This window comes from Spirillospora albida (assembly GCF_000718255.1).
Taxonomy (GTDB): Bacteria; Actinomycetota; Actinomycetes; order Streptosporangiales; family Streptosporangiaceae; genus Spirillospora; species Spirillospora albida.
On record NZ_JOFJ01000017.1, the window covers coordinates 58,085 to 71,416 of the forward strand.

Annotated in this window: 13 protein-coding genes; 3 read left to right on the forward strand and 10 right to left on the reverse strand. The window is 73.0% G+C overall.

Annotated elements, in window-relative coordinates:
- Positions 1-19: 19 nt before the first annotated feature.
- From pdxS to pgsA, 6 genes are all read right to left on the reverse strand, one after another.
- A complete protein-coding gene (gene pdxS, locus IE99_RS0121670; RefSeq protein WP_030173816.1) occupies positions 20-943 on the reverse strand; it encodes a pyridoxal 5'-phosphate synthase lyase subunit PdxS in 924 nt (307 codons plus the stop codon).
- 110 nt (positions 944-1,053) lie between these two features.
- Positions 1,054-2,094 (reverse strand): DUF3048 domain-containing protein, encoded by a 1,041-nt coding sequence (locus tag IE99_RS0121675; RefSeq protein ID WP_245623302.1) that lies wholly within the window; start codon positions 2,092-2,094, stop codon positions 1,054-1,056.
- Positions 2,095-2,187: 93 nt separating this feature from the next.
- On the reverse strand, positions 2,188-2,724 hold the full coding sequence (locus IE99_RS0121680) for a LemA family protein (RefSeq protein ID WP_030173822.1): 537 nt from the start codon (positions 2,722-2,724) through the stop codon (positions 2,188-2,190).
- A gap of 10 nt (positions 2,725-2,734) precedes the next feature.
- The gene (locus IE99_RS0121685; RefSeq protein ID WP_030173825.1) at positions 2,735-3,889 is read right to left on the reverse strand and encodes a glycosyltransferase family 4 protein; all 1,155 of its coding nucleotides are present in this window, start codon (positions 3,887-3,889) and stop codon (positions 2,735-2,737) included.
- Positions 3,886-4,785: a phosphatidylinositol mannoside acyltransferase gene (locus IE99_RS0121690; RefSeq protein WP_030173828.1), complete on the reverse strand. Its 900-nt coding sequence runs from the start codon at positions 4,783-4,785 to the stop codon at positions 3,886-3,888. The genes IE99_RS0121685 and IE99_RS0121690 overlap by 4 nt, the downstream gene beginning before the upstream one ends.
- On the reverse strand, positions 4,782-5,456 hold the full coding sequence (pgsA, locus tag IE99_RS0121695; RefSeq protein ID WP_037559885.1) for a phosphatidylinositol phosphate synthase: 675 nt from the start codon (positions 5,454-5,456) through the stop codon (positions 4,782-4,784). Before pgsA ends, IE99_RS0121690 begins: the two co-directional genes overlap by 4 nt.
- A 292-nt stretch (positions 5,457-5,748) precedes the next feature.
- Here pgsA and IE99_RS0121700 point away from each other — a divergent pair, with 292 nt between their 5' ends.
- Positions 5,749-7,920: an elongation factor G-like protein EF-G2 gene (locus IE99_RS0121700; protein WP_030173835.1), complete on the forward strand. Its 2,172-nt coding sequence runs from the start codon at positions 5,749-5,751 to the stop codon at positions 7,918-7,920.
- Positions 7,921-8,052: 132 nt separating this feature from the next.
- Positions 8,053-8,904 carry a polysaccharide deacetylase family protein gene (locus IE99_RS29590; RefSeq protein ID WP_051712972.1) on the forward strand — a complete coding sequence of 284 codons (852 nt, stop codon included), beginning with the start codon at positions 8,053-8,055 and terminating at the stop codon, positions 8,902-8,904.
- A 4-nt stretch (positions 8,905-8,908) separates the two neighbouring features.
- Here IE99_RS29590 and IE99_RS0121710 read toward each other — a convergent pair whose 3' ends face one another.
- Both IE99_RS0121710 and IE99_RS0121715 read right to left on the reverse strand, forming a co-directional pair.
- Positions 8,909-9,304, reverse strand: coding sequence for a thiol-disulfide oxidoreductase DCC family protein (locus tag IE99_RS0121710; protein WP_030173840.1), 396 nt, complete (start codon positions 9,302-9,304; stop codon positions 8,909-8,911).
- 29 nt (positions 9,305-9,333) lie between these two features.
- Positions 9,334-9,825 (reverse strand): HIT family protein, encoded by a 492-nt coding sequence (locus IE99_RS0121715; protein WP_084219775.1) that lies wholly within the window; start codon positions 9,823-9,825, stop codon positions 9,334-9,336.
- A gap of 281 nt (positions 9,826-10,106) precedes the next feature.
- Here IE99_RS0121715 and IE99_RS30585 point away from each other — a divergent pair, with 281 nt between their 5' ends.
- Positions 10,107-10,619 (forward strand): Asp23/Gls24 family envelope stress response protein, encoded by a 513-nt coding sequence (locus IE99_RS30585; RefSeq protein WP_051712974.1) that lies wholly within the window; start codon positions 10,107-10,109, stop codon positions 10,617-10,619.
- A gap of 9 nt (positions 10,620-10,628) precedes the next feature.
- On the opposite strand, the gene IE99_RS0121725 is transcribed toward IE99_RS30585, so the two are convergent.
- Together IE99_RS0121725 and thrS are read right to left on the reverse strand one after the other, a co-directional pair.
- The gene (locus IE99_RS0121725) at positions 10,629-11,213 is read right to left on the reverse strand and encodes a hypothetical protein (protein ID WP_030173849.1); all 585 of its coding nucleotides are present in this window, start codon (positions 11,211-11,213) and stop codon (positions 10,629-10,631) included.
- Between the two features lie 71 nt (positions 11,214-11,284).
- Positions 11,285-13,261, reverse strand: a complete 1,977-nt coding sequence (gene thrS / locus IE99_RS0121730) for a threonine--tRNA ligase (RefSeq protein WP_030173859.1) — start codon at positions 13,259-13,261, stop codon at positions 11,285-11,287.
- Positions 13,262-13,332: the final 71 nt, after the last annotated feature.

Sequence of the window (13,332 nt, forward strand, 5' to 3'; positions counted from 1 at the left end):
GGTCACCCGGCGGACGACGTCACCAGCCGCGGTGGGCGAACTTCTGGTCCTCGCCGAGGGAGGCGACGTTGATGCCCACCATGGCCTCGCCGAGGCCGCGGGACACCTTGGCGATCACATCGGGGTCGTCGTGGAAGGTGGTGGCCTTCACGATCGCCTCCGCGCGCTGCTCCGGGTTGCCGGACTTGAAGATGCCGGAGCCGACGAAGACGCCCTCGGCGCCGAGCTGCATCATCATCGCGGCGTCGGCCGGGGTGGCGATGCCGCCCGCGGTGAACAGCACGACCGGCAGCTTTCCGGACGCCGCGACCTCCTTGACGAGCTCGTAGGGCGCCTGGAGCTCCTTGGCGGCGACGTACAGCTCGTCCTCCGCGAGGTTCTGGAGGCGGCGGATCTCCTGCCGGATCCTGCGCATGTGGGTCGTGGCGTTGGACACGTCGCCGGTGCCCGCCTCGCCCTTCGAGCGGATCATGGCGGCGCCCTCGGTGATGCGCCGCAGCGCCTCGCCGAGATTGACGGCCCCGCACACGAACGGGACGGTGAACGCCCACTTGTCGATGTGGTTGTCGTAGTCGGCCGGGGTGAGGACCTCGGACTCGTCGATGTAGTCGACGCCGAGGGCCTGCAGCACCTGCGCCTCGACGAAGTGGCCGATGCGGGCCTTCGCCATGACGGGGATGGAGACGGCCTCGATGACGCCGTCGATCATGTCGGGGTCGCTCATCCGGGAGATGCCGCCCTCGACGCGGATGTCGGCGGGGACCCGCTCCAGCGCCATCACGGCGACCGCGCCGGCGTCCTCGGCGATCTTGGCCTGGTCCGGCGTGACGACGTCCATGATCACGCCGCCCTTGAGCATCTCCGCCATGCCGCGCTTGACGCGGGCGGTCCCGGTCTCCGGCGCGGTGTTCTCGGGGGCGGGGCTGGAAGTTGACACGGGCATTCCTCACATGGACGGGCAACAGGTCAATTCCATGATATTGCCTGCGTGTTCGCTGTCTCGACCGCCAGAGTGTCAGCGGTGGGCACGCGCTCCTTACGGAGTGCCGGGGGTCAGGGGATGTAGGGCTTCCCGTCGTTCAGCAGGACCACCCACACCTGTCCGGGCGCGAAGTTGATCCCCTTCCCGTCGGCGCCGGTGAACGCCGTCCCCTGCTCCTCGGACGGGCGGGACCAGGTCGCGTCGAACGCCTTGCCGTCGCGCAGGACGAGGGCGCGCCCGGTCCCGGTCGTCTTGATCAGCGGCGTGTAGCTGCCGAGGAAGTCGTGGAACTGCGAGCGTGTCGTCCTGGCGTACTGGACGACGATCGTGGCGCCGCCGAGGATGCCGCCCTCGGCGGCCCGGTCGGGAGTCCCGCCCCAGCTGGCCAGCCACCGCTTCTGCGACGCCGACCAGGTGAACCCCATGGTCGTCGCCGGCCAGCGCGCGGTGAACGTCTTCAGCGGCCTTCCGCCCTGAGGCGCGGCGCCGAACCGGAACCCGATGTCGCGGGGCTTGGACGCCTTGGGCGCCAGCTTGAGCAGGGCCCTGGGGTCGGCGTAGAGGTTGTAAGGGATGCGGTTCGGCCCGGCGCGGAAGAACACCGCGCCGCCGTTCTCCTGTGAGATCGGGTGGACCGGGGCCTCGCGGATGAGGCGCTTCATCTTGCTCTGGACGCCGGAGTAGGCGAAGGCGGGGCTGCCGAACTGCGGCAGGATGTGCAGGTCGGAGACGCGGGCGCTGCGGACCGGCCCGACGCGCTTCGGCAGCCGGGACGAGTAGACCGCCATCAGCCGGGTCTCGCCGCCCTCGACCTGCTCGACGTAGACGATGTCGGCGGCGGACACGCCGCTCTGCGGCAGCGCCGGCCGGGTGTTCTCGATCTTGACGGCCAGCACCGGGTTGTCCAGCCCCCGCGTCCCGCCGGTGAACGGGTGCCGCGGCGCGGGCGCGGGCGGCTTGGACGCGGACGGGGAGGCGGCCGGCGCCGGCGCCGCGTCCGGGTCGCCGGAACAGGCCGCCAGTGCGGCACCGAGCACGAACACGCCCAGCCCGGCGGCCGTACGGCTCCGGCCGGTCCCGGCACGCCCGATCGCATGCCACGCGGATCCCACGTTGCGCCCTCCTTCGAACACGTACTGCCGAAGGTAGCGAACGCCGACAAGTCGTCCGCCCATTCCCAATACGGGCGGATGCGGATCTATGCCTCAGATCGCGGGCGGATCGTCGTCGATCTCGAAGAACCCGGGCAGCGGGGCGCGGCCGGCCAGCGGAAGTACCCTGATCAGGGGCTTGCGGCGCGCGATCCGGGTCTGGGCGACGGCGTCGTTGTAGAAGCGGCGGGCGTAGGCGACCTTCGCCGCGGCCGTCGAGACCTCCGCGAGGACCTCCTTCGCCGCCTCCCCCGCGGCCGTGAGGGTGCTCTCGAAGTCCGGCTGGTCGAACACCACGCGCAGCGCACGCGACAGGTCGCTCTCGGCGAACTCGCGGTTCTCGGCGTCCGCGGTGCGGGCCTCGTGCGCGGCCGTCGCCAGCACGAGGCTGGTGGCCGGGTCCAGCAGCCGGGACGCGGCCAGCTCCAGCGCCGCCGCGGCCCGCCGGACGAGCGCGGCGTCCAGCGCCGCGCGGGCCGTCTCGACGCGGACGTGCAGCCGGTCCAGCCGGGTGGCGCGCCACGAGACGTACACGCCGACGAGGAAGACGACGGCGAGCCAGAACAGGACGTCCATGATCCAGTCGTACATGGCCGGGCCCTCAGCCTTCGGCGCCGGACTCGACGACGCCCGCGCCGCCGAACGACACCGTCTCGTACACGCGCACCACGTCCCGGGCGACCGACGACCAGTCGAAGGCGCGGACGGCCTCGCGCGCCTCGGCCGACAGCTGCTTGCGCCGCGCCGGATCGTCCAGCAGCTCCCCCGCCGCCGCGGCGAGCGCCTCGTGGTCGCCGACCGGGAAAAGCACCCCGGCGCGGCCGCCGGCCAGCACCCGGTCGAACGCCTCGATGTCGCTGGCGAGGATCGGCGCGCCCGCCGACATCGCCTCGGCCAGCACGATCCCGAAGCTCTCGCCGCCGGTGTTGGGCGCCACGAACACGTCGACGGAGTGGTAGGCGCGGATCTTGTCCTCCTCGCTGACCAGGCCGAGGATCACGACGCGGTCGCGCAGCTCCGGCGAGACCCGCTCCAGTACGTCGTCCGCGTCGCCCGGGCCGGCGAGCAGCAGCCGCAGGCCGGGCCGTGCCGGGCCGAGGATCTCGAACGCGCGCAGCAGCACCTGCAGGCCCTTGCGGGGCTCGTCCATGCGGCCGAGGAACCCGAGCGCGCCGCCCTCGGCGGCGTTCCGGTCCCGGCCGGGCCAGCCGGGCAGCGGGTCGGCCATCGCGTACCGCTCGGTCGCGACGCCGTTCGGGATCAGCACCGCGTCCCCGCCGAGGTGCTCGACGAGCGTGGTGCGGGCCGCCTCCGACACCGCGATCCGCCCGGTGATCTTCTCCAGGGCACTCTGCAGGATCGGCGCGGCCACCGACAGCGCGCGCGACCGGGTGTAGGACGCGTGGAAGGTGCCGACGATCGGCCCGTCCGCCGCCCAGCACGCCAGCACGCCCAGCGACGGCGCGGCGGGCTCGTGCACGTGCAGGACGTCGAAGCCGCCCTCGTTGATCCAGCGGCGGACCCGCGCGGCCGACAGGAACCCGAACGCCAGCCGCGCCACCGAGCCGTTGTAGGGCACCGGGACGGCGCGTCCCGCCGACACGACGTAGGGCGGCAGGTCGGCGTCGTCGTCCGCGGGCGTGATCACCGAGACGTGGTGGCCGAGGCCCGTCAGCGCCTCGGCGAGATCGCGGATGTGCTGCTGGACGCCCCCGGGCACGTCCCACGTGTAGGGGCAGACGATCCCGACCCTCACGGGGACCTCTCCAGATCGTCGACCCACACCTTCTGCAGCATGTGCCAGTCCTCGGGGTGGGCGGCGATGCCCTGCTCGAAGACGCGCGCGAGCTCCTGCGTCATGGCCTGGATCTTCTCCTGCCTGCCGCCCCCGTCCGGGACCCGGATCTCCTCGTGCACGCGTGCCGCCCAGTACTCCCCTTCGTACCACAGGGTGACCGGGATCAGCGCGGCTCCCGTCTGGAGGGCGAGCGCGGCGGACACGGCGGGCATGCGGGCGGTGGCGCCGAAGAACTCCACGTCGACGCCGGTCTCGGTGAGGTCGCGGTCGACGACGAGGCAGACCGGGCGGCCGGCGCGCAGGCGCTGCGCGAGGCGCCCGAAGGCCGACGCTCCCTTGTGCGCGAGGACCTCCATGCCGAGGCTCTCGCGGAACTCGACGAACCGGTCGAACAGCGACTCGGGCTTGAGCCGCTCGGCGACCGTCGTGAACGGGTACCCGCTGTGCACGAGCCACGCGCCGGCCTGCTCGTAGTTGCCCATGTGCGGGAGCGCGAGGATGACGCCGCGGCCGGCGTCCAGGTTCGCGAAGATCTTCTTCTCGCCGGTGACGCGCATCCGGCCGACGATGCGGCGCCGGTCGTACTCGGGGAGCCGGAACACCTCGAACCAGTAGCGGAAGTAGGACCGCAGCACCTTCTTGCTGAGGATCCGGACCTCGTCGTCCACGGCGTCCTTGCCGAGGACGCGGCATAGGTTCCGCTCCAGCTGCCGCACCCCGCGGCCGTGCCGGTGCCAGGTGCGGTCGGCGAGCGCGGCGAACATCAGCCGCGCCGTCCGCTCGGGCATCTTGCGGACGACGCCCCAGCCCAGCGCGTACGCGGCGTCCGTCACCTCGTCGCGCAGAGGCGTCACGGCCGGCGCTCCGGCCCCGCCTTCGCGGCCGGGCGGGGGGCCGGTGCGGCGGCCTCCGGGGCGCCGTTCCCGGCTCCGGACGCGGCCTGCCTGTAGACGGTGGCGAACCGCTGCCCGACGGTGACCGTGCTGAGCACGGCGAGCACCCACAGCGCGAAGGCGAGGATGTACGGGACGCCGAGCCCGTGGAACCCGGCGGCGACGAGCGCGACGATCAGGCGTTCGGCGCGCTCGGCGATCCCGACGTCGCAGGTGTAGCCGAGGCCCTCGGCGCGGGCCTTGGCGTAGGAGACGACGACGCCGGAGACCAGGCAGTAGAGCGCGACCGCGGCGAGCTGCTCCTGGCCGTCCCGATAGAGCCCGATCATCAGGCCGGAGAAAATCGCCGCGTCGGCGACCCGGTCCATGGTGGAGTCGAGGAACGCGCCGAACTTGGAGATCTTGCCGGTGACCCGGGCGACCGCGCCGTCCAGCATGTCGAACAGCACGAAGGCGGTGATGACCATCGTGCCCCAGAAGAACTCGCCCCGGGGGAAGAGGATCAGCGCGCCGGTGGCGACCCCGGCGGTGCCGACGGTGGTGATGGCGTTCGGCGAGACCCCGGTCCGGGCGACCGCGCGGCCGATGGGGGTCAACACGCGCCCCAGGGCGGGCCTGACTTTGTTGAGCATCGCCGTCCGTTCTCATGGATCTCTGGGAGGAAGGGCCCGCGGGCAGCCGTGGCGGCCCAATCGTACTGCGCCCGTACGGCGCTCGTTCCGCTCCGCGAGCCGGGGAAGAGTTTGTGCGCGGCCCCTTGAGATCCGTGCCGCCAGAGGAAAGGCTGTGGGCACGGGTGTGACGTCGGTCACGCACGTCGGTCGAGGTCGGACGCCGCACTCGGACGTCAGGGCCGGGCCCGCCGGGCCGGGCCCCAGCCGCACGCGGGCCTTCGCGGGAGGCCCCGTCCGAGGAGGTAGGCGCATGGCGGACAGAGGAGGACACGGGGCGGCCCCCGGCAGGGCACCGGAGGCCGGCGGGTGCGACAAGGTGCGCAACGTCGTGCTGGTCGGCCATTCCGGGGCGGGCAAGACCACGCTCGCCGAGGCGCTGCTGGCGGCGACCGGCACGATCCAGCGGACCGGCCGGGTCGAGGACGGCACGACCGTCAGCGACTTCGACGAGGTCGAGATGCGCCAGCAGCGCTCGGTCAATCTCGCCCTGGCCCCGTTCACGCACGGCGACATCAAGGTCAACCTCATCGACACCCCGGGATACGCCGACTTCGTGGGCGACCTGCGGGCCGGGCTCCGCGGCGCGGACGCGGCGCTGTTCGTCGTCTCGGCGGTGGACGGCGTCGACGGCCTCACCCGGATGCTGTGGGAGGAGTGCGCGGCCGTCGGAATGCCGCGCGCGGTCGTCATCACCAAGATCGACCAGCAGCGCGGCGACTTCGACGACGTGCTGATGCACTGCCAGGACGCGTTCGGCGAGGGGGTCCTGCCCTGCTACTTCCCCATCGGCGGCGGCGACGGCCACGGGCCGGACGGCCTGATCGGGCTGCTCACCCGGCGCCGCTTCGACTACTCCGGCGGGACGCGGACGGAGTGCGAGCCCGCGCCCGAGCACCTGGACCGGATCGAGGAGCAGCGCGCCGCGCTGATCGAGGGGATCATCCAGGAGAGCGAGGACGAGACCCTCATGGACCGGTACGTGTCCGGTGAGGAGATCGACGTCAAGGTGCTCATCGAGGACCTCGAGACCGCGGTGGCGCGCGGCGGCTTCTACCCGGTTCTCGCGACGGCGGTGCCGCACGGCGACCACCCCGGCCCGGTCATCGGGATGCGGGAGGTGCTGGAGCTGATCACGCAGGCGTTCCCGTCCCCGCTGGAGCACGGCATCCCGCAGGTGACCCCCGTCGCGGGCGGCCCGTCCCGGACGGTCGAGTGCGACCCGGACGGGCCCCTGGTCGCCGAGGTGATCAAGACGACGTCCGACCCGTACGTGGGGCGGATCTCGCTCGTGCGGGTGTTCTCCGGGACGCTGCGGCCCGACACGGTCGTCCACGTCTCGGGGCACGGCATGGAGGACCGCGGGCACGAGGACCACGACGTCGACGAGCGGGTCGGCGCGCTCACGTCCCCGCTGGGCAAGACACAGCGGACGCTGTCGTCCTGCGGGGCGGGCGACATCTGCGCGGTGGCGAAGCTGTCCCGGGCGGAGACCGGCGACACGCTGTCCGACCCGGCGACGCCCCTGGTCATGGCGCCGTGGTCGATGCCGGACCCGCTGCTGCCGGTGGCGATCCGGGCCCACTCCAAGGCCGACGAGGACAAGCTCGGTCAGGCCCTCGGCCGGCTCGTCGCCGAGGATCCGACGCTCCGGCTGGAGAACAACTCCGAGACGCGCCAGCTCGTCCTGTGGTGCATGGGCGAGGCCCACGCCGACGTCCTGATCGAGCGGCTCCGGACCCGCTACGGCGTCGAGGTCGAGCGGGTGGAGCTGCGCGTGCCGCTGCGCGAGACGTTCGGCGGGGCGGCCAAGGGCCTCGGCCGGCACGTCAAGCAGAGCGGCGGCCACGGCCAGTACGGCATCTGCCACATCGAGGTGGAGCCGCAGCCGTCCGGGGAGGGCTTCGAGTTCGTCGACAAGATCGTCGGCGGGGTCGTGCCCCGGCAGTTCATCCCGTCGGTCGAGAAGGGCGTCAAGCAGCAGATGCGGCGGGGCGTGTCCGCCGGGTACCCGGTGGTCGACGTGAAGGTCACCCTGTACGACGGCAAGGCCCACTCGGTCGACTCTTCCGACATGGCGTTCCAGGCCGCCGGCGCGCTCGCTCTGAAGGACGCGGCGGAGCGCGTGCCGATCCTGCTGCTGGAGCCGGTCGACGAGGTGTCGGTCCTGATCGCGGACGAGTACGTGGGCGCGGTCATGTCCGACCTCACGTCGCGGCGCGGCCGGGTGCTCGGCTCGCAGTCGGTCCCTGGCGGCCGCACCATGATCAAGGCGGAGGTGCCGCAGCTGGAGATCGCCCGCTACGCGATCGACCTGCGCTCGATGTCCCAGGGCACGGGCACGTTCAGCCGCACGTTCCTGCGCTACGAGCCGCTCCCGTCGCACCTCGCCGACAAGGCCGCCGCGGCGGCGAGGGAGGACTGACACCCGGCGGCCGGGGACTTGAGACGTCCCGGGGCGGATTTCCCGCTCCGGGGCGTCCTCCTTGAGAGTGAGCGCGGTTCGGCCCGCGGACGGAGGCCCCGCAGCCGCCGCGCATGCGATTCTTTTCCTGTTATGGGAGTTTCGGGGGAAGAAGACGCGCCGCAGGCGCGCCACGACGCGGCGGGCAGGCCCACCCGCCGCAGGGTCTTCAAGACGCTGGGCATCGCCGCCGGCGGCCTCGCCGTCGGCGCGGGCACCGTCGCGGCCGCGCCGCGCGAGAAGTCCGGGCCCGGGCCGAACATGTCGGTCCCGGTCGCGGCCGCCTGGACCCCCGCCCACGGGCACGTGGACGTCACCTGGTCGGTCGACACGGCCGAGAAGCTGATCGCCCTCACCTTCGACGACGGTCCCATGCCGAAGTGGACCCCCATGGTCCTCGACGTCCTGGACGCCGAGCGTGTCCCCGCCACGTTCTTCATGGTGGGCGAGCGGCTCGTCCGCAACGCGCGGCTCGTCCACGGGCGGATGGACCGGCACGAGATCGGCAACCACACCTGGGCGCACGCCGACCTCGCCGAGCTCGACCACCAGGGGGCCCGCGCGCAGATCCACCGCGCGCACGCCGCGATCAAGGCCGTCACCGGCAAGGAGGCGCGGCACCTGCGGCCGCCGTTCGGCCGGATGGCGGGCGCGACGCTGAGCGCCGCCGGCGAGCTCGGCTACGACATCACGATCTGGTCGATCAAGATGCTCGAGAAGACCTACGAGCACAACCCGCCCGCGCTGGTCGACTACATCCTCACCAACACCCGGCCGGGCCACATCGTCCTCGCCCACGACACCGGCCGCGACGACCGGCTCGTCGCCCTGCGCAACCTCGTCCCGATGATCCGGGGCCTGCGCGCCAAGGGCTTCGAGTTCGTGACGGTCTCCGAGCTGATGGCGGCCTCCCGCCCCGCCGGGACCCGGCAGGACCCCGCCTGACCCGCTAGCCCCCGGGGCGCCGGTCGGCGGGCAGCCGGCACGCGGCCGTCCCGCCCGGCATGCGGTGCCGGTTGATCGCGACGAGCCGGTACACCGCGCGCGCCGCCCAGCTCAGCGGCGGGACGCGCATCGCCACGCCGGGGACGCGCCACGGCCCGCCCGCGGCGGTCAGCAGCCGACCGACCGCGTCCGCGCCGCCGCTGACCCGTCCGGCGCGGTCGACCCACAGCACCTCGCGCCCGGCGCGCTCCGCCGTCGTCCCGAGAGCCGCGAGGTCGGCGAACTGGAACGCGACGATCTCGGCGTCGACCGGGACCCGCCGCTCCAGGAACCGCACGGAGCTCGTGCAGAACCCGCAGTCCCCGTCATAGACCAGGACGGGCCGCTCGCGTCGCGTCATGCCGCCCATGATGCCCTGCCCGCGGCCGGTCAGGACACGGGCCAGGCGTCCGCGAGCATCCGGCGGGTGTCGCGCAGGAGCTGCGGAAGCACCTTCGTATGGCCCACCACCGGCATGAAGTTCGTGTCGCCGCCCCAGCGGGGGACGACGTGCTGGTGCAGGTGCGCGGCGATGCCCGCGCCCGCCACCAGGCCGAGGTTCATGCCGACGTTGAAGCCCTGCGCGCCGCTGGCCTTGCGGAGCGCCGCCAGCGACCGCTGGGTGAACGCGGCGAGCTCGGCGCACTCCGCGCCGTCCAGCTCGGTGTAGTCGGCGATGTGCCGGTACGGGACGACCATCAGGTGCCCCGAGTTGTACGGGTACAGGTTCAGGACGGCGAACACCCCCGTGCCGCGCGCCACGACGAGGCCGTCCTCGTCGGTCATCCCGGGGATCTCACAGAAGGGGCAGCCCTCGTCCGGGCCGGATCCCGTCGGCTTGTTCTCGCCCTTGATGTAGGCCATCCGGTGCGGGGTCCACATCCGCTGGAAGTTGTCGGGCACGCCCGCGCCGCCCGTCTGCTCCTCGAGCCCCGGCGGGTGCGCGTCCCCTCCCTGCGGCACCCCGGGCTTCTCCGGCTCTGCGCTCAACGCGGCGGTCTCCTTTTGTTCACGGCCTGACCAGCAGCATAGAGAGACGCGCCCGGCGGAGCCCAGCCGGGACCCCCGGCGCGGCGGGGCCGGGAGGCCGGAGGGGGCGGCGGCGTGACGTCCCGCGGGTCCCTCCGCCACCATGGTCACCGGTCCGACAGCAGGGAGCAGTCATGGCGGAGCTCGACGAGGGGCGTCCCGGGACGGGCGCGGAGCCGAGACCGGAGGCGGGCTCGATGCCGTTCTTCCCGGGCGCGGGAGGCCCGCCGGGGGCGCCGCGGCCGGGCCCCGCCCCCGTCGCACCGGCCGCGCCGGCGCCGCCCGCGCCCCGCGAGCCCGGGGACCGGAAGGTCGTGGAGGGCCGTATCACGATCGACGACGACGTCATCGAGAAGATCGCCGCGCTGGCCGCGCTGGAGGTGGGCCGGGTCGTCGCGCTCGGCGGCCCGGAGGGCTCCGGCGACCGGGGCGTCCGGGTCGTGTCCGGCGAGGGCCGGGTGACGATCGACCTGATCCTCACCGTCGAGTACGGCTGCGTGATCATGGACGTGGCGCGGGCGGTGCAGGCGAACGTGGCCCGGGTGGCGGGCCTGATGCTGGGCGCGCGGGTCGGGGCGGTCAACGTCTCCGTGGCGGACGTCCGGCTCCCCGCCGGAGACCGCTCCCCCGGCGGCCGGGCCGGCTGAGCCGTCCGGTCACGTCCCGGGCTGGGAGTAGCAGCTCTGCATCGCGGCGCCGACCGACACCGTGGTCACCTTCACCCGCTCCACGAGCTGCGGGGCGACCCCGGCGAAGCGGAACGTGTGCGGCGCCCCGCCCTTCACGGTCGCCTGCCGGGCCAGCGGGGAGCGCCCGCGCAGCTCCACCTCGGCGCGGATCGCGCCGCTGGTCGCGACCGTGATCACGACCTCCAGGCCGGCGGCCGTGGCGCGGTGGAACGCCGTCCCGGGCGGGCAGGTGCCGAGCCCCGCCCCGGCGCCGGGGTCGCCGGGCATGAGCGGCCCGGTGCCGCCGGTCGACCCCGGGGCGGGGCTGTTCCCGCCGCTCCGCTGGACGGGGTTCGTCGGGACCGCGGACGGCGCCGTCCCGCCCGGCCCCGGCGTGGGGCCGGCCGGGTCCGTCACGGCGGGCGTCCCCGTGCCGGAGGCGCCCGTCCGTCCCTTCTCCTCGCCGAGGACGGGCATCAGGAGGACGACGACGGCCGCCACCGCGAGCAGCACGGCGCCGCCGTAGCCGGCGATCCGGCCGAGGCCCGGCCGGCCCTGCCTCCTGCGTCTCATCCCCGCTCGTCTCCCCGGTCGCGACATGTGACCGCCGAGGCTACCAACTCCGCGCGGCCGGGCCGCACCGGTCAGATCTGGACGCGGGCCTCGACCGCCTTCACGATCTCCTCGACCGCCTCCCCGATCGGGACGCCGTTCTTCTGCTCCCCGCTGCGGTAGCGGAACGACACGGCGTCCTGCTCGACGTCGTCGTCGCCCGCGATCAGCATGTAGGGGATCTTCTGCTTCTGCGCGTTGCGGATCTTCTTCTGCATCCGGTCGGACGAGGCGTCCACCTCGACCCGGACGCCCCGCTCGCGCAGCCGGTCGGCGACCCTCTCCAGATGCGGGACGTGGGTGTCGCCGATCGGGATGCCGACCACCTGGACGGGCGCCAGCCACGGCGGCATCGCGCCCGCGTAGTGCTCCAGCAGGACGCCGAAGAACCGCTCGATCGACCCGAACAGCGCACGGTGGATCATGACCGGCTGCTGCCGGGTGCCGTCCGCCGCCTGGTACTCCAGGCCGAACCGCTTCGGCTGGTTGAAGTCGACCTGGATGGTGGACAGCTGCCAGGTACGGCCGATCGCGTCCTTGGCCTGGACGGAGATCTTCGGACCGTAGAACGCGGCGCCGCCCGGGTCGGGCACGAGGTCGAGCCCGGACGCGCCGGCGGCCTCCTCCAGCGCGGCGGTCGCCTCCGCCCAGTCCTCGTCGGTGCCGATGAACTTCTCCGACTCGTCCCGGGTGGACAGCTCCAGGAAGAACTCGCTGAGCCCGTAGTCGCGGAGCAGGTCGAGGACGAAGGCGAGCAGGCCCTTCAGCTCGTCCACCATCTGCTCGCGGGTGCAGTAGATGTGCGCGTCGTCCTGGGTCATGCCGCGGACGCGGGTGAGGCCGTGCACGACGCCGGACTTCTCGAACCGGTACACCGACCCGAACTCGAACAACCGCAGCGGCAGCTCCCGGTAGGACCGGCCGCGCGCCCGGAAGATCAGGTTGTGCATCGGGCAGTTCATCGGCTTGAGGTAGTAGTCGCCGCCGTCGACCTCCATCGGCGGGAACATGTCGTCCTTGTACCAGCCGAGGTGCCCGGAGATCTCGAACAGGTTGCCCTTGGTGATGTGCGGGGTGTTGACGAACTCGTAGCCGCCCGCCTCGTGGCGGCGGCGGGAGTAGTCCTCCATCACCTTGCGGACGACGCCGCCCTTCGGGTGGAAGACGGCGAGGCCGCTGCCGATCTCGTTCGGGAACGAGAACAGGTCGAGTTCGGCGCCGAGCCTGCGGTGGTCGCGCTTCTCGGCCTCCTCCAGGAGCCTGAGGTACTCGTCCTGCTTCTCGCGGGACTCCCACGCGGTGCCGTAGATGCGCTGGAGCTGCGGGTTCTTCTCACTGCCGCGCCAGTAGGCGCCGCCGGTGCGCATCAGCTTGAACGCCGGGATGACGCGGGTGCTGGGCAGGTGGGGGCCCCGGCACAGGTCCTTCCAGCGCAGGTCGCCCGACTTGGCGTCGAGGTTGTCGTAGATGGTGAGCTCCCCGGCGCCGACCTCGACGTCCGCGCCGTCGTCGTGGGAGGCGGCGCCCTTGAGGCCGATGAGCTCCAGCTTGTAGGGCTCGCCGGCGAGTTCGGCGCGGGCGTCGTCGTCGGAGACGGGACGGCGGGCGAACAGCTGGCCCTGCTTGACGATCTCGCGCATCCGCTTCTCGATGCGCTTCAGGTCGTCGGGGGTGAACGGCTCGGCGACGTCGAAGTCGTAGTAGAAGCCGTTCTCCACGGGCGGGCCGATGCCCAGCTTCGCCTCGGGGAACAGCTCCTGGACGGCCTGCGCCATCACATGCGCGGCGGAGTGCCGCATGATCGCGCGCCCGTCGTCGGAGCCGATGGCGACCGGCTCGACGACGTCGCCGTCGCGCAGTTCGCCGGCCAGGTCGCGCAGCTCGCCGTTCACGCGGGCGGCGATCACGGTTCGGCCGTCGGCGTCCAGTGCCTGCCCGGCGGTGGTCCCGCCGGGCACCACTCGCTCGCTCCCGTCGAGGGTGATGCGCAGGTCGGACACGGTGGACACGGGTACTCCTCGTGATCGGTGGCGGAACGGCAAAGGCCCCGGGATCGCTCCCGGGGCCTCACCGCGTGCTG

Coding starts and splice junctions, on each gene's coding strand:
- pdxS (WP_030173816.1), bottom strand. CDS start 943: ATGCCCGTGTCAACTTCCAGCCCCGCCCCCGAGAACACCGCGCCGGAG.
- IE99_RS29590 (WP_051712972.1), top strand. CDS start 8,053: ATGGGAGTTTCGGGGGAAGAAGACGCGCCGCAGGCGCGCCACGACGCG.
- IE99_RS0121710 (WP_030173840.1), bottom strand. CDS start 9,304: ATGACGCGACGCGAGCGGCCCGTCCTGGTCTATGACGGGGACTGCGGG.
- IE99_RS0121700 (WP_030173835.1), top strand. CDS start 5,749: ATGGCGGACAGAGGAGGACACGGGGCGGCCCCCGGCAGGGCACCGGAG.
- IE99_RS0121715 (WP_084219775.1), bottom strand. CDS start 9,825: ATGTGGACCCCGCACCGGATGGCCTACATCAAGGGCGAGAACAAGCCG.
- IE99_RS0121680 (WP_030173822.1), bottom strand. CDS start 2,724: ATGTACGACTGGATCATGGACGTCCTGTTCTGGCTCGCCGTCGTCTTC.
- IE99_RS30585 (WP_051712974.1), top strand. CDS start 10,107: ATGGCGGAGCTCGACGAGGGGCGTCCCGGGACGGGCGCGGAGCCGAGA.
- pgsA (WP_037559885.1), bottom strand. CDS start 5,456: ATGCTCAACAAAGTCAGGCCCGCCCTGGGGCGCGTGTTGACCCCCATC.
- IE99_RS0121725 (WP_030173849.1), bottom strand. CDS start 11,213: ATGAGACGCAGGAGGCAGGGCCGGCCGGGCCTCGGCCGGATCGCCGGC.